This window comes from Gordonia malaquae NBRC 108250 (assembly GCF_000344135.1).
Classification (GTDB): domain Bacteria; phylum Actinomycetota; class Actinomycetes; order Mycobacteriales; family Mycobacteriaceae; genus Gordonia; species Gordonia malaquae.
The window spans coordinates 117,598-132,159 of the sequence record NZ_BAOP01000008.1; the positions used below are offsets into that span (position 1 = coordinate 117,598).

Below are 14,562 nucleotides of genomic sequence, written 5' to 3' on the forward strand. Positions count from 1 at the left end.
CCCATCACTCGTGGATGCGGGCGCCGGGTCCCGGTTCGGCGTGAATGTCACGCCGGTTCTCGATCTGATGACCTGCTGCGCACCGCAGGTCAAGCGTGACGGGCGCACCGCAGTCGTCGTGGACCATGGTCAGCGCTGGTCCTGTCGGATCGGCGCGATGCGCGTCGCCCCAACTCAGCAGCGAGAGCAGGACCGGTTGAAGGTCGAATCCGGCCGGCGTCAGTCGGTACTCCTTGCGTCGCCGCGCACCTGTCTCCTGGTACTCGACTGCGTGGAGAACCTCGTTGTCGACGAGACGTCGGAGGCGGTCGGAGAGCACGGAGTCGGAGATGCCGGTGTGTGACTTGATCTGATCGAAGCGCCGCACACCGTTGAACACCTCGCGGAGGACGAGGACGCTCCACCGGTCACCGATCACGTCGAGGGTCCGCTGCACTGAGCAATTCCCCGGGTCGATGTCGAGCCACTTCATTTGTCCAGCCTAGCTGACTTCGCTATTGACAGTCAGAGTTCTCTCGATCTAGCTTCGTAATCAGAAGTCAGATGTGAAGGAGAACCCCAATGACTGACAATGCGATGCCAGACGTCGGCCTCGACGGTGCGAGCGAGTTCCTCCGAGCCGCGGGTCTGATACCGACGCTGGTGACGGGAACTCGTGTGGAGGGATACGTCGATCTCGACGAACGCCATCACACGCCGTGGGGAGTGGTGCACGGCGGCGTGTACGCAACCTTCGTCGAAAGCGCGGGCAGTATCGGTGCGAGCGCCGCCGTCGCCGACCGCGGTCAGTTCGCCGTCGGCGTCCATAACGCCACCGACTTCCTCCGCCCGTCGACGGGAGGTCGCGCGACGGTGACCGCTGAGCCGATCCAACAGGGCCGGACCCAGCAACTGTGGCTCGTCGAAGTGGCGGATGAGGCGACGGGCAAGACTCTCGCCCGCGGGCAACTGCGGCTGCAGAACGTTCCTCTGCCCTCCTGACATGAGCCATGATCGGGGTATGTATCTCGATCCCGATTGGGCGACCTCCGCCCTGCTGATCATCGATGTCCAGAACGACTTCGCAAGTGGGCCGAGTGCGGTCGCTGGGACGGCTGATCGAATTCCGGGACTCGCTCGCCTCGCGACTTCGTTCCGAGCAGTGGGCAGGCCGATCGTGCACGTGGTCCGGTCATACCGGGCGGGGGAATCGGATGTCGACCTCGTACGACGAGCGGCGATCGAGTCGGGCGACGCGGTCGTCCAGCCCGGGACGACGGGCGCGGACATCCCTGCCGCGCTGCTGCCTCACGATCTGACGCTCGATTGGAACCTGCTGCGGAGCGGCGAAATCCAGCTGATCGGCCCCGACGAGTCGGTGATGTACAAGCCGCGCTGGTCGGCGTTTCACCGGACGCCGCTGGACCGCAGGCTTCGCGACCTGGGGATCGACACCGTCGTCGTGGCCGGGTGCAATCTCCCGAACTGTCCGCGCGCGACGCTGTTCGACGCTTCGGAACGTGACTACCGGACCGTTCTAGTCGTTGACGCGACGTCGCAGACCACGCCGGAACGACTCGCCGATCTGGAGTTGATCGGTGTTCGTCTTCGGACGGTCGACGACGCCGTCGCCGAGTTGAGCGTGATCCCACCTGCTCCGGGCGCTCATCGATGTGAAGAGGAGTGATACAGATGAACGCATGAGCTCATTGCGCGTCGCCGTCGAACCGGAACACGACCCTCACGTGGTGGGAGCGGTCAGCGACGCGGGAGCGGAACTCGTCCCGCTGGACCACGCTCAGATCCTGGTGTGGCTGGGAGGGCCAGACGGCTTTCCCGAACTGCCGGACTCCGTCGAGTGGGTCGCACTCAGTACCGCCGGCATCGAACGGTTCGTCGACGCAGGCGTGCTCGACGATCGTCGCGTGTGGACCAATGCGTCCGGTTTCTACGCACAGGGATGCGCCGAACACGCGCTTGCGCTCCTGCTTGCGGGAACACGCCAGGTAGTCGCATCTGCGCGGAGCCGCTGGGCGAAGGACACCGTCGATCCCGCAGTGCGCACGCTGCGCGGTGCGACGGTCGTGATCCTCGGTGCGGGCGGGATCGGCCGAGCGCTCACTCCGATGCTGGCTGCGTGCGGGGCCTCGGTGATCGCCGTCAACAGATCGGGCCGACAAGTCGACGGGGCCGACCTCACGTTGCCTGCATCGAAGACCGATGAGGCGTTGACGCTCGCCGACCACGTGGTGTTGGCGGCACCCGACACCGCGGAGACGCGGCACGTGATCAACGACCGGACTCTCGCTCTCCTCAAGCCCCATTCGTGGGTGGTGAACGTCGCCCGCGGGCCATTGATCGACCAGGAAGCGCTGTACCGGGCGCTGGTCGGTGGCGTGATCGCAGGCGCGGGTCTCGACGTCACAGACCCGGAACCGCCGTCGCTCGACGATCCACTGTTCAGCTTGGACAACGTGGTGATCACGCCGCACGTCGCGAACCCGGCCGGGCGTCTGACAACCGAGATGGCGCCGTTTCTGGCCGAGAACCTCCGACGCTTCGCCGCGGGTGACGACCTGATCTCGCAGGTCGAGGTCGGACGCGGCTACTGAGCCTGAAACGCCCGTCGGTACATGGCGGGCGGCATCCCGGTGTCACGACGCAGGTGGACGCGGAGGCTCGCCGAGCTGCCGAGCCCCGATCGTTCGGCGACTGCGTCGATCGAGAGGTCGCTGCGTTCGAGCAACTCGCGCGCGTGGTCGAGTCGCAGTCGTTGCACCCAGACTCCCGGCGTCTGGCCGGTCTCTTCGCGGAACCGCCGATTGAACGTGCGAACGCTCATCTCCGATTGCCGCGCCAGACGGTCGACAGACAAGTTCTCCGCCGGATTCTCGGTCGCCCACCGTCTCGCCGCGGCGGTGCTTCCTTCGCCCCGTGCGGGCACGGGGCGGTCGACGAACTGCGGATGAGTCCCTTCGCGGGCGGGCGGCAGAACGCAGTACCTGGCGACGCGGGCCGCGGCGGCGGTGCCGTGGTCACCACGGATGATGTGCAGGCACAGGTCGATACCCGATGCGACTCCGGCCGAGGTGAGGATGTCGCCGTCGTCGACGTACAGGACGTGATCTATCAGCGTGACCGTCGGATGCAGCCGATGTAGATCGGCGCCTGCCTGCCAATGTGTGGTGACGGGACGGCCGTCGAGCAGTCCTGCGGCCGCGAGGATGAAGGCACCGGTGCAGATCGACACCAGTCGGGTGCTCGGCCGTATCAGGGTGAGGGCCTCGCGCAGATCGTCTGGCAGTTCACCTGACGCACGTGCGGGTGGGCACTTCGTCCCGGGGATCACCACGGTGTCGGCGCGGGCGAGAACCGACGCGTCCGACTCCGGTGCGATCGCGTAGCCGTTCGTCGACTGGACCGGGTCTCCGCTGACACTGCAGGTGACAACCTCGTACAGCGGATTCCCGTCCTCGTCGTCGGCCTTGCCGAAACAGGTGGGTGCGATGGTCGCGTCGAATCCGATGACGGGTTCGACGAGCAGAACGGCAACGGTGTGCATGGCATTATTCTGCCATTCATTGGCATTCATGCCACTGGTTCTGCGCCTGGACGCCGGGCATTCTGATTCACGTGAAACTTCGCATCCACTACGCCTGGGTGATCGCGGGCGTGGCTTTCCTGACGATTCTCGGGGCGGCAGGCTTCCGGTCGGTCCCCGGCGTCCTGATGGATCCGCTGCACCACGAGTTCGGGTGGTCGCACGGCACCATCGGTGCTGCGATGAGCGTCAACATGGCGCTCTACGGGCTCACCGCACCGTTCGCCGCCGCGCTCATGGACAAGTTCGGAATCCGACCGGTGGTGACGGCGGCGCTGGCTCTGATCGCCGCGGGCACGGGACTCGCGGTTGTCATGACGGCTAGTTGGCAGCTCGTGCTGCTGTGGGGTGTGCTCGTCGGGCTGGGCACCGGCGCGCTCTCGACCGCGTTCGTCGCGACGATCGCCACCCGCTGGTTCGTCCAGCGGCGAGGGCTCGTGACCGGAGTGTTGACCGCGGCCTCGGCCACCGGACAACTGATCTTCCTGCCGATCGTGGCGGCGCTGGCCGACGCGCACGGCTGGCGAACGTCGGTTCTGGTTGTCACCGCCGTCGCTCTCGCGGTGGTGCCGGTCGCCGGTCTGCTGCTGCGGTCGTGGCCGTCGGACATGGGAATGGCTGCGTTCGGGTCGACGGAGGTCACGGCACCGGTTCGGGAAGACCGCGGGATGGCGCGTGCGGCACTCAGCGGACTCGCGCTCGGCGCACGACGACCCGTGTTCTGGCTGCTCGCGGCCAGCTTCGCGATCTGCGGAGCGACGACCAACGGACTCCTGCAGACGCACTTCATCCCGGCGGCGGGCGACCACGGCATGCCCGCGACGACGGCGGCGTCGCTGCTGGCGCTCGTCGGAGTCTTCGACGTGGTCGGAACCATCGCGTCGGGATGGCTCACCGATCGTGTCGACCCGCGGATCCTGCTGGTGATCTATTACCTTGGACGGGGCATCGCGCTGGCCGGACTTCCATCGATCCTCGGGGCGACGGCAACTCCGAGCGTCTGGGTGTTCATCCTGTTCTACGGGCTGGACTGGGTGGCGACCGTGCCGCCGACGATGGCGTTGGCTCGCGAGCAGTTCGGCGACGCGACCCCTGTCGTCTTCGGGTGGATCTTCGCTGCTCATCAGCTCGGAGCGGCCGTCGCGGCGTTCGGCGCCGGAGCGATCCGTGATGCGTCCGGCGGCTACGATCCGGCGTTCTACACCGCGGCGGTCCTGTGTGTCGTCGCCGGATTCTTGTGCTGGGCGGTGCCGCGTCAGTGCGTGATGCGGGAAGAGAGCTCGGCCCGGACTCCGTCGCCGATCGGCTGACCCAGCGGCGTCCGCCAACACGCGCCCAGCACGTCGTAGCCGACGGCCGCGATACGCGTGTGCTCGGGCCATTGCTCACGAGCCCACGCGGGCTCGTCACATGCGCTGTCGGTGGCGGCGAGTTCAGCCTCGACGAGCTGCCACTGCAGGTCGCGGCGGTTCTGTCGCATGCCGTCTGCGTCGACGGGCGACGTCGCGCCGTCGGTGAGCACTCGGGTGCCCGCGTGTAGAACGGCTGAGTCGGCACTGTGCAGTGTCCGCCGGTGGATGCGGGGCAATAGCAGCCAGACGGCGGCGATCGCCACGGCCACGCCGAGAACGGTCTCGCCGATCCGCTCGCCTATCTGTACTGGCAGGGGCGTGCTCGGACCGCCCATGAGCAGCGCCAACGGGGTGATGAACAGGACAGCGACGGCGTAATTCGTCGCGACCGTCAACTCGATCAGCACGTTGAGGATCGCGAGGACGACGATCAGCGGACCAACGTGCAGGTCGAGTACGTGGAGGATCGCGTACAGGGCGACGCCCGCCACTGTGCCGAGCACACGCTGAGCGCCGCGGATGGAACCGTGCACGCGATCGGGGCCGAGTTGCAGAACGAGCACGGCGCCGAGGATCGCCCAATCGGGTCGACCGAGTCCGGAGAGCACGGCGATCGACCCCGCGAGTGCTGCGGCGACTGCCGCACGGAACGCCGACACCGCGGCGTGGCTGTCGAGTCGCGCGGCGAACGCCAGGCGGCGGGCGACGCTCGGCCGGGGGAGCGGGGCGACAAAGCTGCTGACCTGCGCGTCGTGGACCTTCTGATGCGCCGCCCACAAGCGTTGCGCGAGCTCGCTGTCGGTGGCGGCCGCATCGTGCAGGACCGTCCACGCGTTCAAGGTCGAGAGTGCAACGCCGTGTCGCGCCGCGGGATCGGCGCCCGAGTTCGATGCGAGGTAACTTTCGGCCGCCTCCAGCGCCGCAGTCGTCGCGGCCGTCTCCGGTCCACGCGGGTGCGACAGCACGGGCGCCATTCCCACGACCAGCGAGGCCAGGGCCCCCGCCGCACTGAACATCACCAGATGACCGACGTCGACGCCGTGACGAGTGACGAGTTGGGAGACCCCCGCGACGAGGACGAAGAAGAACGGTCCGGGAGGACCGAGGCGCAGCGCGTTTCCTGCGAACACACTGATGCCCGCGCACACGGCGAGGGCGCCGACAACACCCAGGTCCACCACGGTCGAGGCGTCCGGGCCTGCGAGCGAACCGAGAGCGCCGAAGAGCGCGGCCATCGCCGTCAGCAGCACCCCGGCGGTCAGGATCACTCGCCATCGGACCAGATACGCACGCCGCTCCCCATACAGGACGGCGAACGCGCCCATGGCGGCGAGGAGCGAGCCTGTGCCGAAACCGCAGAGGGCGAGGATCGTTGCGGGCAGCGCGAGCGACAGGCCGGCCCGAGCGGCGGGCGCCCATCGTCCGCGTGCAGACGGCCGGCGCAGGAGCACACCTCGAATCGCGGGCCGCTGTGGCGGGAGCGGATCCGAAGTCTGCCCGGTGGTCACTCGGCCGGATCTGCCTCGACGTCGGATTCGGCGGCTGCCTCCGCCTCGGCCTGCTCCCGAGCTCGACGGCGATCGCCGTGCAGCGACCGCACACGGCGCTCTTCGCGCAATACCTCGACGTGCAGGGCGCGTTCTGCGGCCAGCCACTCCGGCATCTCTTCGAGCAAGGCGTTGATCTGCTCAGTCGTCAGTGCTTCAGTGATCTCGCCGCGGACGAGTGCCGAATTCGAGATGCCGAGCTTGCCCGCCACCAGGTTCTTCGGATGCGGTCCATTGGCCCGCAGGTCACGGAGCCACTGCGGCGGATCGGCCTGCAGGGCTTCGAGTGCGGTGCGGGTGATCAGGCCTTCGCGGAACTCTGCGGGGGTCGCCGGCAGGTAGACGTCCAACTTCTTGGCGGCGGTGGCCGGTTTCATCGACTGCGAGCTCATGAGTCCAGGGTATCGGGCGGTAGCCTCGAACCGTGACCTCGCCCGAAACGCCGCGCCGCTTCACTCTCGGGTACGTGCCCGGCGTCACCCCGGCCAAGTGGGTGAGGATCTGGAAAGAGCGGCTTCCGCAAGTGCCGCTCGACCTCGTCGCCCTCGACGTCGCCGACACCGCTGGAGCGGTCGCCTCCGACGACGCGGACGTCACGATCACGCGCTTGCCCGATGCTCTCGCACACGGCGATCCCGGCCCCCACCACACGATCTCGCTGTACGAGGAGACCACTGTCGTGGTGCTGCCGAGGGACCACGGCCTCACCGCGGGTGACGAGTTGACGTTCGCGGACGTCGCGGACGAGCCGTTCCTGTGGCCGCTCGACGAGCCGCTTGTGGTGCCCGACCGTCCGGGTGCGGCTGTCGAACATCGACCCGACACGGTGGCCGACGCGATCGAGCTCGTCGCCGCCGGAATCGGACTCCTGTTGGTCCCGCAGTCGTTGGCGCGACTGCATCACCGCAAAGACCTCGTCTACCGGCCGGTGACGGATGCACCGACGAGCACTGTCGGTCTCCTCTGGTCGGCACCGACGTCTGAGCTGTGTGACGAGTTCATCGGCATCGTCCGGGGCCGCAAGGCCACGTCGTCGCGTGGGGGCTCCGAACCCGCTCCGAAACGGTCGGCCAAGGAGAAGGCCGCAGCCAAGCGCGCAAACCGCGAAGCCGCGGGGAAGATCCCGGGCAAGGGGAAGAGCGCAGGCCGCCGTCGTCGGCCGTCACGCTGATCACCGGAGTCTCTTCGCACACAGGTGGAACTCGGGGAAACGGTGGAATCCTTCCGCCGGTCGGCTCACCGTCCGCCACAGTTCAGTGAAACCGGCATCTGTGACGGCTTCGGCGATCGAGTCGGGATGCCATCGCCAGGCGGGGGCGACTGCGTGATCGAACTCGGCGACGCCGGGTTCATCGCTCGACTGTCCGGCCAGGAGGACGCACGCCCCGGACGGCAGACGGGACGCCCAGTCAGCCAGAGCTTCGCGCACACCGATCGGCGGTACGTGGATGAGGCTGTACCGGGCGACGACCCCGGCGACCGCCGACAGGTCGACGGTGCTCAGCGATGCGTCGTCGGCGGAGAACTCCAGGTCGGGGTGCGCGAGTTCGGCCTGTTCACGCATGCCGGTGCTCGGGTCGACCGCCAGCACGGTGAAGCCGGTGTCGGTGAGATACGCCGCGACATGTCCGATGCCGCAGCCGACGTCGACGATCGTCGAGCCGAGGTCCGAGCCGCGTGCCTCCGAAGCGAACGCGTCCACCGCGGCCTGTTCGAGCGGCGATCCGAACGTGTCGGGAATCAGGTCGGCATACGTCTGCGCCATCTTGTCGTAGCCGAGTTGTTCGGCGGTCATGTGTTGCTCCCTCGGGCGATGCGGACGAGTTCGGCTGCGGGGCCCCGCAGTTCACGTGGAGGTCGCCACACGGCGCGGAGCGCACGGGACAGGTCGAGGCCGTCCACCTCGACCGGCCGGACCGCACCGGAGCGTGCGTCGTCGGCGATCGCGAGGCTGCTCAGCACGGCGGGCCCGACTCCGGCGGCGACCGACGTTCGGATCGCGGCGCTGCTCCCCAGTTCGAGGATCGGCTCGGCGCGCGGGAACGCTGACAGCGCGTCGTCGAGTGTGGTGCGGGTGCCCGACCCGGGCTCTCTGACCAGGAGTGGAGTCGCAGCGAGCTCTACTGCGCTGACCTTCCGTCGGCGCCGCGTCCACGGATGATCGGGTGGAACCACGAGCACGAGCCGGTCGCGGGCGACGACGGTGCTGCACAGCTTCGACGGCACAGACGGAGACTCGACAAAACCGAGGTCGCAGGCGTCGTTCGCCAACGACACGAATACGGTCGACGAGTTCTGCACACGTAGATGGACGGTCACCTCGGGAAACTTGGCGCGGAATGTGCCGAGCCAGCGGGGCAGCAGGTGCTCGGCGACGGTCATCGACGCGCCGACGGTCAGTTCCGCCGTGTGATCGGACTTGAGGCCCTCTGCGACGTCCAGGAGTTCGGTGGCGCCGTCGACGATCTGGCGGGCCCAGTGGACCAAGACGGTTCCCTGGGGAGTGAGCGTGGAGCCTGCGGTCGCCCGTTTGATCAAGGGCACACCCAGCTGACGTTCCAGGCGTGAGATCGATCGGCTCGCGTTCGGCTGGGCGACGCCCGTCATCCGGGCCGCCGCGCTCAGGCTGCCGTGGTCGTCGACGCCGACGAGCAGCTCCAGCGCACCCAGGTCGAGTGATCGCACATCCATGCCATGACCATAACCTGCGGAGATGTCGTTCAGATATGGATCACCCATATCAAGTAGATATGAATCCATGCTCGGGATCGGGGTACCGGGTGCACCGATCCGCGGCCACAGTGGACGTATGACGATCCTCAAGCCGCAGACCGCCGGAGTCCTCCCCGGCCTCGCACTCGCAGGTCTCGGGGCGGCCGTGGCGGTCAGTCTGTCGGCCGTGCTCCCAGCGATGAGCCCGTTGCTCATCGCGATCCTGCTCGGCGCCGTGTGTGCGAACATGATCACCCTGCCGGCCACACTTCGTCCGGGTCTAACGTTCGCGTCCAAGACGCTGCTGCGCATCGGCGTTGCGCTCCTCGGCCTGCAGCTCGTCGTCGGCGACATCCTCGGCCTCGGCGTCGGTGTCATCGCGGTGGTCGTGGCGATCGTGGGCGGCGGCATCGTCGGCACCCTCTACATCGGCAAATTGCTCGGTGTGCCCTTCGCCCAGCGGCTCCTGATCGCGTGTGGCATGTCGATCTGCGGTGCAGCGGCGGTCGCCGCCGTCGACGGAGTGATCGACGCCAAAGAAGAGGACGTCGCGGCCGCGGTCGGATGTGTTGTCGTCTTCGGCACTCTCATGATTCCGGCAGTGCCGTTCCTGTCGAGCGTGATGGGTCTGTCGGATTCGACCGCGGGCATGTGGGCCGGCGGCTCGATCCACGAGGTCGCACAGGTCGTCGCGGCCGGTGGAATGATCAGCGGCAGCGCGTTGGCCGTGGCGGTGGTCGTCAAACTCGCACGCGTCGTGATGCTCGCGCCGGTGCTCGCCGTGATCAGCGTGCGGCAGCGCAAGGAGATCGGTGACGGCGGAAAGCGTCCTCCGCTGGTCCCGCTGTTCGTGCTCGGGTTCCTCGGCTTCGTCGCGTTGCGGTCGTCCGGTGTGCTGCCGGACGTGGCGCTCTCGATCGGTGGTGACCTTCAGAAGATCGCCCTCACCACGGCGATGTTCGCTCTCGGCGCCGGAATCCGGATCGACGTCATGCGTCGTGTTGGACTTCGCCCCCTCGTCCTCGCCGCGTCGGGCACGGTCCTCGTGGCCGCGATCGCGCTGGTCGGTGTACTGCTCGCCGCCTGACAACCATTGCCGTAACCGCCGGTAACGCTTACTCTGAGGTCGAAACGGCTCAGGGAGGCACACATGAGTTGGTCTGCGGATCACATCGGGGATCAGACCGGGCGGCGTTTCATCATCACGGGAGCCAACGGCGGCCTCGGCTCGGTGACGGCGAAGCGACTGGCCGACAAGGGCGGCGCCGTTGTCCTGGCGTGCCGGGACGTCGCCAAAGCGGAGAGGGTCGCAGGTGAGATCGGCGGTGATGTGACCGTCGCTCGGCTCGACCTCGCCGACCTGTCGTCGGTGCGATCCTTCGCCACAGGGCAGGGGGAGTTCGACGTCCTCATCAACAACGCCGGGTTGATGAACATCCCGTTCCGCCGCACCGTGGACGGGTTCGAGATGCAGTTCGGTGTGAACCATCTCGGGCACTTCGCGCTGACCGGGCTGCTGCTCGACAAGATCACCGACCGAGTGGTCACCCTGTCGAGCATCGCCCACAGTCAGACGCCCAAGCTGTGGATCGACGACCTCGACTATCGACACCGCAGGTACCAGCGGAACCTCGCATACGCGCAGTCGAAGCTCGCGAACTTGATGTTCGCTCGCGAGTTGGAACGACGGCTCCGCGACGCCGGGAGCTCGGTCCGCTCATACGGAGTCCATCCGGGCGTGTCGGGGACCGATCTGTTCGCTCGGACGGAGACCGTCTTCGATCGCGTTGGCGTGCTGGGCGCGAGCCTGGTGGGACATCCGCCGGAGAAGGCGGCCGAGTCGACTCTGTTCGCGGCGACGGAAACGGCCGATCCCGACGTGTTCTGGGGACCGACGGGGCTGCTCATCGGGTCCCGCGGGCCGGTGCGGCCATCACGCTCGACACGCCTCTCGCGGAACTCCCGCCTCGCTGCACGGCTGTGGACGGAGTCGGAGAAGATGACCGGCGTCGAATTCGCCTTCGACGGCGCGGTGCGCGACGGAGTCCAGTCATGAGCGCGGGACCGTTGGACAGGCTGTGGGGAGCGCGGCGCGGGATCGAGCGCTATGTCGTCAAGAACGCTGCGTCGGCCATGCGTTTGGGCGCTCTCGACCTGGTCGGGCGTGTGGTGGTCGTGACCGGTGGAAGCTCTGGGATCGGCCTCGCGACGGCACGTCGGTGCCTCGGCGAGGGCGCTCGCGTGGTCATCGTCGCCCGGCGACTGGACGAACTCGAGCAGGCGCGCGCCGAGCTGTCCCGATCGGGTGAGATCCACGTGCGCCAGTGTGATGTGACCGACGAGCACGCGGTCAGGTCGATGATGGCCGACATCGAAGAGTCTGTCGGTCCGATCGATGTGCTCGTCAACAACGCGGGTCGATCGATTCGTCGGTCGACGGTGAATGCGGCCGATCGCATGCACGACTACCGGCGGACCATGGACGTGAACTATTTCGGCGCCGTCGCCTGCACGCTGGCAGTGCTGCCGGGCATGATCGAGCGCCGCCGCGGACGGATCGTGAACGTGTCGAGCATCGCGACTCAGGCCCTCGGTCCGCGCTTCGGCGCGTATGCCGCGAGCAAAGCCGCGCTCGACGCGTTCGGCGAGGTGTTGGCCGGCGAAGTCGCGGGTCGTGGCTTGACCGTCACGTCGGTCAAGATGCCGCTGACGCGGACTCCGATGATCGAACCGACGGGCGCGTACCGGAAGGCGTCGAGCATCAGCGCCGGTCAGGCTGCCACGTTGGTCATGCGAGGGATCAAGTACGGCCGTCCGCGGGTGTCGACGCTCGTCGGTGAAGCCGCAACGGTCGGGACGACTGTCGTGCCGGGGTCGATGGCGCTCTGGCGGCAGGTCGACTACTTGGCGGTCCCGGAGTCGGCTGCGGCACGCGGCGGACGGGGACCGTCTGAGCGGTCGTGATCAGACCGCAGGCGTATAGGTCGACGAATCGCTCGTGTACTCGGGCTTGCCGTACGTGACGAGGCGTCGGTCGAGCAGGCGGACGAGATAGTGATCCACCGGGTCACGGAGAACGGGTACCCGGACCGCGGTGCGGACCGCGGCGATGCGACCCACGATGAACGGCGCGGTCGCGGCGATGCGGGCGTAGTCGGCGACGCCGATGTCGACTCCCATGCGCGCCGCAGCTCGACTGTCGCCCCCGCAGAACGCGATCATGAAACCCACTGCGCTGTAACTGCGCTCGACGGCGTCGGCGATCCGGTCGAACCACGACTCGGTGGGTCGTAGATAGGCGCTCATGGTGGAATTCACCAGGCGCCGGCATGTCTCGTCGAACCCGTGACGCAGCACTGCGGCCCGGCCGTGGAACTGACGAATGATGTCGTCGGGCTCCGACGGCACCAACTCCTCGGGCAGGCCGAGGAGGAAGCATCGGTATCGAGAGAACTCGACGAGCGCACGTTCGCCCGGCGTGAACGACGACCGGCCGGCCCGGATCACCCGCTGGGACAGCAGGTACATCCCGATGAGCCCGGCGGGCATCTGGTCGACCTGCGGAACTGGCAGTCCGTACACCGAGGTGTCCCACACGTCCGACTTCGTGAGGGCGTGGAAACGGACCATCGAGTGCATCAGACGCACCATCGCCGCCGCCTCGAACCCCGGGCCGAAGCGGTCGAGCGCACCCGGCATCGTGGTGACCGCGAAGAAGCTTGTCGTCTCGTTGACGCGATGGGCCGCCCGCTTGCCCGACAACGCGCCGGTCAGAGCCATCGGGAGGGCGGCGTACGTGTTGGTGAACGTTGCGATGAACGCGCCGCGGGTGATGAAGGGCGCCAACAGTGCTGCGTCCACTCGGGCGCGGCGCGCGCCCTCGGCTACCAGCGACATGTCGATCCAGTCGGGCGTGTCCTCGAGGGCACGGATGAACGACGAGAGCTCTGGCGGAGCGTCGGGCACCGCGTCCAATCCCTGCTGGCACGCGGTACGCAGCATCGCGATCAGGTGCGACACGCTGTGCGACGCCGACAGCGCCGCGTAGCTGTCGGCCGGGATGTCGCCGAGAAATGTGGCGATGCTCATCAGCTCGACGGTCTCCGGGTCGTCGAGCAGCGATTGCCGGTCGCCGACGCGGGCCGGAAGGGCCGAGGCGTCAGACGGATCAGTCGTGAGCCGGTACGGGACTGCGTCGAAGTCGAAGTCGCCGTACAAACTGGGGAGTCGGTGTTGTTGGCTGTGGACCGTCTCCGCGAGTCGGGGGAAATGCGTGGTCACGACATCCTCATTTCTCACAGTGTGTGAGTTGATGCTCACAGACTGTGAGTTATGATGTCAAGGGTGACCACGGGACGACGACGAATGAGCGCGGCGCAACGCCGTGAACAGATTCTCGACGTCACCAGGTCGATCGTGCTGGACGAGGGATTTCACGAAGTGACGCCCGGCCGGATCGCGGCAGGGGCAGGCGTCGACCGGTCGCTCGTCTACCAGCAGTTCGGTGATCTCGCAGGCCTCTTCGTCGCGCTCATCGACCGTGAGATCACCATCGCGGGCGAGGGGTTCGCTGCAGCGGTCGCCGCGGCCGCAGACCAGCCGGAGCGCCCGACGTTCGACACGGTCTTCGACGGTGTTCTCGCCGCGATCGACGAGAATCCGTCTGCGTGGCGACTGTTCTTGTCTCCGCCGCAAGGCGCTCCGCCGGAACTGCACGCGCGTCTCGCGGAGTCGACGAAGCTGGTCCGGGGCTTTCTGCAGGACGAACTCGAGCGTTTGAATCCCGACTTGGAAGACCCAGAGCTGACGGCGCTCGCACTGCACGCGGCAGGCAGTGAACTACTCCACCAGCACGTCGTGAATCCAACGGCCGTCACCGCCGATCGGCTCCGTGCGTTCATTCCCGCTGCGATCGCTCGCCGCTCCGGACGGTGAGGCTCGCTCGTCGACGTGTCAGTCGAAGTCCGCTCCGACCTTCGGCGGTGACGCCTCCAGCAGGTTGTTCTCGTCGTCGGTGAAAGCGCGGGCGCGGGACAGGAAACGCACACCTTCGGGCGCTTCGAGGGAGAAGCCCGCACCGCGACCGGGGACGACGTCGATGATCAACTGCGTGTGTTTCCACGCCTCGAACTGGTCGCCTCCGATCCAGACTCGCACCGCGGGGAGTGGATCGGGCAGATCTATCTCGCCGACGAGCACGTCGCGCTGACCGATGCGGAACTCGCCGACCGGGTAACACATCGGCGCCGACCCGTCGCAGCAGCCGCCGGACTGGTGGATCATCAGTCCGCCGTGCAGCTCCGACAGTTTGGTGAGAAGGTCGACGCCCGCTTGGGTCGCTACTACTCGGTCGGGTGCGGTGGTGGTCATG

At 67.5% G+C, this 14,562-nt stretch carries 17 protein-coding genes; 9 read left to right on the plus strand and 8 right to left on the minus strand.

Annotated features, from left to right (window positions below; all coding sequences use genetic code 11):
* Window positions 1-4: 4 nt before the first annotated feature.
* Window positions 5-472 carry a winged helix-turn-helix transcriptional regulator gene (locus GM1_RS07345; RefSeq protein WP_008377693.1) on the minus strand — a complete coding sequence of 156 codons (468 nt, stop codon included), beginning with the start codon at window positions 470-472 and terminating at the stop codon, window positions 5-7.
* Between the two features lie 89 nt (window positions 473-561).
* Between GM1_RS07345 and GM1_RS07350 the strand changes: the two genes are divergently transcribed.
* The 3 genes from GM1_RS07350 to GM1_RS07360 are packed head-to-tail and all read left to right on the plus strand — an operon-like array spanning window position 562 to window position 2,591.
* Entirely contained in the window at window positions 562-981 is a 420-nt protein-coding gene (locus GM1_RS07350; protein WP_008377695.1) for a PaaI family thioesterase, read from the plus strand.
* Window position 982: 1 nt separating this feature from the next.
* Window positions 983-1,666, plus strand: coding sequence for a cysteine hydrolase family protein (locus GM1_RS07355; RefSeq protein ID WP_052005341.1), 684 nt, complete (start codon window positions 983-985; stop codon window positions 1,664-1,666).
* 13 nt (window positions 1,667-1,679) lie between these two features.
* Window positions 1,680-2,591 carry a D-isomer specific 2-hydroxyacid dehydrogenase family protein gene (locus GM1_RS07360; protein ID WP_008377699.1) on the plus strand — a complete coding sequence of 304 codons (912 nt, stop codon included), beginning with the start codon at window positions 1,680-1,682 and terminating at the stop codon, window positions 2,589-2,591.
* On the opposite strand, the gene GM1_RS07365 is transcribed toward GM1_RS07360, so the two are convergent.
* Window positions 2,585-3,541 (minus strand): GlxA family transcriptional regulator, encoded by a 957-nt coding sequence (locus tag GM1_RS07365; protein ID WP_008377701.1) that lies wholly within the window; start codon window positions 3,539-3,541, stop codon window positions 2,585-2,587. The two genes, GM1_RS07360 and GM1_RS07365, sit on opposite strands and share 7 nt — an antisense overlap.
* A 71-nt stretch (window positions 3,542-3,612) precedes the next feature.
* Between GM1_RS07365 and GM1_RS07370 the strand changes: the two genes are divergently transcribed.
* The gene (locus GM1_RS07370) at window positions 3,613-4,890 is read left to right on the plus strand and encodes an MFS transporter (protein ID WP_008377703.1); all 1,278 of its coding nucleotides are present in this window, start codon (window positions 3,613-3,615) and stop codon (window positions 4,888-4,890) included.
* Here the strand turns inward: GM1_RS07370 and GM1_RS07375 are convergent.
* Entirely contained in the window at window positions 4,836-6,440 is a 1,605-nt protein-coding gene (locus tag GM1_RS07375) for an FUSC family protein (RefSeq protein ID WP_008377705.1), read from the minus strand. The genes GM1_RS07370 and GM1_RS07375 overlap by 55 nt on opposite strands.
* Window positions 6,437-6,856, minus strand: a complete 420-nt coding sequence (locus GM1_RS07380) for a DUF5997 family protein (RefSeq protein ID WP_040519693.1) — start codon at window positions 6,854-6,856, stop codon at window positions 6,437-6,439. The genes GM1_RS07375 and GM1_RS07380 overlap by 4 nt, the downstream gene beginning before the upstream one ends.
* 47 nt (window positions 6,857-6,903) lie before the next feature.
* On the opposite strand from GM1_RS07380, the gene GM1_RS07385 reads away from it, so the two are divergent.
* Window positions 6,904-7,650 (plus strand): LysR substrate-binding domain-containing protein, encoded by a 747-nt coding sequence (locus GM1_RS07385; protein ID WP_008377709.1) that lies wholly within the window; start codon window positions 6,904-6,906, stop codon window positions 7,648-7,650.
* On the opposite strand, the gene GM1_RS07390 is transcribed toward GM1_RS07385, so the two are convergent.
* Window positions 7,651-8,274 (minus strand): class I SAM-dependent methyltransferase, encoded by a 624-nt coding sequence (locus tag GM1_RS07390; RefSeq protein WP_008377711.1) that lies wholly within the window; start codon window positions 8,272-8,274, stop codon window positions 7,651-7,653.
* Window positions 8,271-9,170, minus strand: a complete 900-nt coding sequence (locus GM1_RS07395) for a LysR family transcriptional regulator (RefSeq protein ID WP_008377712.1) — start codon at window positions 9,168-9,170, stop codon at window positions 8,271-8,273. Before GM1_RS07395 ends, GM1_RS07390 begins: the two co-directional genes overlap by 4 nt.
* A gap of 118 nt (window positions 9,171-9,288) precedes the next feature.
* Between GM1_RS07395 and GM1_RS07400 the strand changes: the two genes are divergently transcribed.
* The 3 genes from GM1_RS07400 (at window position 9,289) to GM1_RS07410 (ending at window position 12,155) form a co-directional block, all read left to right on the plus strand.
* A complete protein-coding gene (locus GM1_RS07400) occupies window positions 9,289-10,278 on the plus strand; it encodes a YeiH family protein (protein WP_223291413.1) in 990 nt (329 codons plus the stop codon).
* 63 nt (window positions 10,279-10,341) lie between these two features.
* The gene (locus GM1_RS07405; protein ID WP_008377716.1) at window positions 10,342-11,247 is read left to right on the plus strand and encodes an oxidoreductase; all 906 of its coding nucleotides are present in this window, start codon (window positions 10,342-10,344) and stop codon (window positions 11,245-11,247) included.
* A complete protein-coding gene (locus GM1_RS07410) occupies window positions 11,244-12,155 on the plus strand; it encodes an SDR family NAD(P)-dependent oxidoreductase (RefSeq protein ID WP_008377718.1) in 912 nt (303 codons plus the stop codon). The genes GM1_RS07405 and GM1_RS07410 overlap by 4 nt, the downstream gene beginning before the upstream one ends.
* On the opposite strand, the gene GM1_RS07415 is transcribed toward GM1_RS07410, so the two are convergent.
* Window positions 12,156-13,472, minus strand: coding sequence for an oxygenase MpaB family protein (locus tag GM1_RS07415; protein WP_008377719.1), 1,317 nt, complete (start codon window positions 13,470-13,472; stop codon window positions 12,156-12,158).
* Between the two features lie 54 nt (window positions 13,473-13,526).
* Between GM1_RS07415 and GM1_RS07420 the strand changes: the two genes are divergently transcribed.
* A complete protein-coding gene (locus tag GM1_RS07420; RefSeq protein ID WP_223291461.1) occupies window positions 13,527-14,126 on the plus strand; it encodes a TetR/AcrR family transcriptional regulator in 600 nt (199 codons plus the stop codon).
* A gap of 18 nt (window positions 14,127-14,144) precedes the next feature.
* Here GM1_RS07420 and GM1_RS07425 read toward each other — a convergent pair whose 3' ends face one another.
* The gene (locus GM1_RS07425; RefSeq protein ID WP_008377724.1) at window positions 14,145-14,561 is read right to left on the minus strand and encodes a DUF779 domain-containing protein; all 417 of its coding nucleotides are present in this window, start codon (window positions 14,559-14,561) and stop codon (window positions 14,145-14,147) included.
* Window position 14,562 lies beyond the last annotated feature (1 nt).

Excerpts from the sequence above, each read along its gene's own strand:
- GM1_RS07355 (WP_052005341.1), top strand. The coding sequence starts at position 983 with ATGAGCCATGATCGGGGTATGTATCTCGATCCCGATTGGGCGACCTCC.
- GM1_RS07380 (WP_040519693.1), bottom strand. The coding sequence starts at position 6,856 with ATGAAACCGGCCACCGCCGCCAAGAAGTTGGACGTCTACCTGCCGGCG.
- GM1_RS07365 (WP_008377701.1), bottom strand. The coding sequence starts at position 3,541 with ATGCACACCGTTGCCGTTCTGCTCGTCGAACCCGTCATCGGATTCGAC.
- GM1_RS07405 (WP_008377716.1), top strand. The coding sequence starts at position 10,342 with ATGAGTTGGTCTGCGGATCACATCGGGGATCAGACCGGGCGGCGTTTC.
- GM1_RS07390 (WP_008377711.1), bottom strand. The coding sequence starts at position 8,274 with ATGACCGCCGAACAACTCGGCTACGACAAGATGGCGCAGACGTATGCC.
- GM1_RS07350 (WP_008377695.1), top strand. The coding sequence starts at position 562 with ATGACTGACAATGCGATGCCAGACGTCGGCCTCGACGGTGCGAGCGAG.
- GM1_RS07420 (WP_223291461.1), top strand. The coding sequence starts at position 13,527 with ATGTCAAGGGTGACCACGGGACGACGACGAATGAGCGCGGCGCAACGC.
- GM1_RS07425 (WP_008377724.1), bottom strand. The coding sequence starts at position 14,561 with ATGACCACCACCGCACCCGACCGAGTAGTAGCGACCCAAGCGGGCGTC.
- GM1_RS07360 (WP_008377699.1), top strand. The coding sequence starts at position 1,680 with ATGAGCTCATTGCGCGTCGCCGTCGAACCGGAACACGACCCTCACGTG.
- GM1_RS07400 (WP_223291413.1), top strand. The coding sequence starts at position 9,289 with ATGACGATCCTCAAGCCGCAGACCGCCGGAGTCCTCCCCGGCCTCGCA.
- GM1_RS07345 (WP_008377693.1), bottom strand. The coding sequence starts at position 472 with ATGAAGTGGCTCGACATCGACCCGGGGAATTGCTCAGTGCAGCGGACC.
- GM1_RS07410 (WP_008377718.1), top strand. The coding sequence starts at position 11,244 with ATGAGCGCGGGACCGTTGGACAGGCTGTGGGGAGCGCGGCGCGGGATC.
- GM1_RS07395 (WP_008377712.1), bottom strand. The coding sequence starts at position 9,170 with ATGGATGTGCGATCACTCGACCTGGGTGCGCTGGAGCTGCTCGTCGGC.